Annotated in this window: 3 protein-coding genes; 2 read left to right on the forward strand and 1 reads right to left on the reverse strand. The window is 49.2% G+C overall.

Annotated elements, in window-relative coordinates:
- Window positions 1-15: 15 nt before the first annotated feature.
- Entirely contained in the window at window positions 16-927 is a 912-nt protein-coding gene (locus tag Q0E49_RS07925; protein ID WP_295747825.1) for an alpha/beta hydrolase, read from the forward strand.
- 87 nt (window positions 928-1014) lie between these two features.
- Here Q0E49_RS07925 and Q0E49_RS07930 read toward each other — a convergent pair whose 3' ends face one another.
- A complete protein-coding gene (locus Q0E49_RS07930) occupies window positions 1015-2427 on the reverse strand; it encodes a C69 family dipeptidase (protein WP_295747828.1) in 1413 nt (470 codons plus the stop codon).
- Between the two features lie 101 nt (window positions 2428-2528).
- Here Q0E49_RS07930 and Q0E49_RS07935 point away from each other — a divergent pair.
- Window positions 2529-3227 (forward strand): cation:proton antiporter (locus Q0E49_RS07935; RefSeq protein WP_295747831.1); only part of this gene is annotated, 699 nt, incomplete at its 3' end.

Consider the following 3227-nt stretch of genomic DNA (forward strand, 5'->3'; position numbering starts at 1 on the left):
TGGGGAGGTGGAACCATGAGGAAACTGTTCCACGTCTCACCGCTTGGCAGGAAACGGCTGAAAAAGGTCTTGCTGAAGATCACAGTGTTGACGGTACTGTTGGCAATCCCAACCTTTTTCTGGATGAGAGATTTTAATAAACAACTGGCGAAGCGCCACAACTCACCGCGTTCGCCGCTCATCATGGTGCCGGGATCATCCGCTGGGCAGAACCGCTTTGACCGACTGGTAAAAAAGCTGAACGCCGGGGCACCACACCGTCATAGTTACATGAAAATGAAGGTTTACAACGGCGGCAAAATTACCTATAGTGGGTCCATTGCCAAAAATGACAACGAGCCGATTGTGGTGATTGCTTTCCAGAATAACCATGACGGCTATAACAACATTAAAAAGCAGGCCAAAATGCTGAACGCCGCCTTTGGACAACTGTGCAATGAGTATAGTTTTAACAACTTCAAGGCGTTTGGCCACTCCAATGGCGGCCTGGTCTGGACCTACTGGTTGGAGCATTATTATCAGGAGTACGATGATGAAATCACGATGAAGCGGTTGATGACCCTGGGGTCGCCATTTAACTTTTCAGAACGCAACGTCAAAAACAAAACGCAGATGTTTAGTGATTTTCTGAAATACCGCAAACGGCTGCCTGATGACTTGGTGGTTTACTCACTGATGGGGACCGAAACTTATGATAGCGACGGTCTCGTCCCTGAAGAGAGTGTTGAGGCTGGCAAGTATATCTTCCAAAAACAGGTTAAGCACTTTACCATGATGACCCTCACCGGCAAGGATGCTCAGCACTCTTCATTACCCCAAAATGAACAGGTGGTTCAAGCCATTAACCAGGAGCTGCTGGATGACGCACCGGCCGTTGATAAGAAAAATGGCAACTACCCGAAAGTTAAAAAGGTAGCGACGCCTTAGCAAGAATAAAAAACGTCCGGCCAATTTGGTCGGACGTTTGCTATTTCTAATGGACCTCAGAAGAGGCATTGACGACGCTGAACTTGATTACAAGTTTTCGTCAGTGTGGAAGTTCAACTGGCACTGGTCAGTGAGTTGGGTGATCAGCCGCAAGGAGAGATGACGGAAGGCGTCCAGTGCGTCGGTAGCAATATTCTCGCTCTGCGTTGTTAAGAACTTGCTCCGTTCTGCCGGGTCGGAGATGGACTGCAATTCTTTATCCGTCTCCTTAATCATCCGGACACTTTCCTGGTTCAACTGGTGCTGGACATCTTCGACTTGCGGCAGCAGGTCGTGGAGGTTGGCGTCGGCGAGGATACCAGCATGTTTGAAGATCCAGTAGGCAGAGTTAAGTTGTGCTGGCAGCTTACCGCGCTTGTATGGTGCAGGCACATCGTTGATCCCGGCGAAGAACGGGACGTAAACACTTTCGGCGGCGACACCCATGGCAATCCATTGGATGTCAGCACCAGGCCGGTTCATCTGCATGATGTGTGATTCCTGGGTCTTTGCTAGGCTGATTGGCCGGTACAGGTGCTTGTCATGGTCATTGCCCGTACCAATCGGGTCATAAGGGGTCCCCTGGAAGTGAGAAGCCAGGTAATGCTGAGCATCAAAGATCGAAATCTTCTTCTCCGGCTTCATGATAAACGGCAGGTCCTGTGATTCCGGTTCTTCTTCCTTCGCCGCAGCAGGGCTAAACTGCTGGTGTCCAGACCAGACCCGTGGGGTGCTGTAGATAGCGTCTGAGCGGGTAGCAGTGCCAAAAATCTGACGGAAGTTGAAGGTTCCCGGGTGCGGGTTGAGGTGGTTTTCTTCGACAAATTGTTTTAATTGTGGGTGGAACATGAAGTTATCTGAGTCAGCAAAGTCCACTTCTTGAATTGCCAACTGGTTGGCAACCACCGCGTATGAATCGTCAGGGATCCGCTGAGCGACCCAGTAGTGGCCGGCACCAGATTCAAAGTACCAGGCTTCGTTATCATCGGCAAAGAGAATGCCGTTAGTTTCACCAGTACCATATTTAGCAATTAAATCGCCCAGGCGTTGAACCCCCTCACGGGCGGTCTTGACGAATGGCAGCACAACCGTCACCATGGCTTCTTCATTTAAACCACCCTTGACTAACGGGTCGTAACCCAGCACGCGGTCGTTGCAGTAGGCACTTTCGGTCGCGCTCATGGCCACGTTGTATTCATTGATTCCGTCTTCTTCAAACAGGCCGTACTTGTTCGTCCATTCAGGAGTGGCACTATACTTAAAGCTCCCCTTGGGAAGACGTAATTTTAAGCCAGTATCCTTGGATTCAAAACGGGTATCGAGATCACCGTGCGGGTGGATAATAACCCGCTTTGGCCAGGCAGCTTTCGAGTCTTCGTTTCGGCCAATCATGATTGTGCCATCGACAGATGCCTTTTTTCCAACTAAAATACTAGTACAGGATGATAATTTCATTGTCATTGCTTCAATGCCTCCTTGCGGCGTTTACAAACAAACGTTAACAACCCTATTTTAACCTTTTTTGGAGGCAAATTACACCAATTATTTAGAAGGGATATCAAATGGAACAGCTTTCAATCTTTATTGTGATGCTCGCCGCTTTGCTGGTGCCCTTAGTGATGGCTCGGTTTGAGGTTTCCACGTTGCCAACGGCGGTGGCTGAAATTCTAATTGGGATCGTGATCGGGAAAAGTGGCTTTAACCTGATCGTGATGAATCATGATCTGACTTTTCTCTCCAACCTGGGGGTCATTTTGCTGATCTTTCTCTCGGGGATGGAAATCAACTTTGACCTTTTCCGAAAACAACCGGGGGAGAAGCGGGATAGCGACTCGCCGGTAAGCATTTCTTCGTTTGCCTTTGCTGGCATCCTAGTAATGTCACTGGTAGTGGGGGTCGGATTAAAGCTGCTGGGGCTCTTTAATGGGGTTCTCCTGGCATTGATTATCTTCTCATCAGTCGCACTCGGGGTCGTGATTGCCACCCTGAAGGAAAAGGAAATTCTGAGTCGGCCGGTTGGTCAGACATTGCTGCTGACGGCGGTGTTCGGGGAAGTTATTCCGATGCTGTCATTAACGGTTTATGCCACCTTGCACGGTGGTAACGCTGGGCGGCTGTGGTTGATTGTCTTGCTATTCCTGGCGGCAATCTTTCTTTTGCGACGGTTCAAACAACCTTACCAGTGGTTTAATGACATTACGAAATCTACCACGCAGTTGGACGTGCGGTTGGCATTCTTCTTAATTTTTACCCTTGTTACC

This window comes from uncultured Limosilactobacillus sp. (assembly GCF_934202235.1).
Lineage (GTDB): Bacteria > Bacillota > Bacilli > Lactobacillales > Lactobacillaceae > Limosilactobacillus.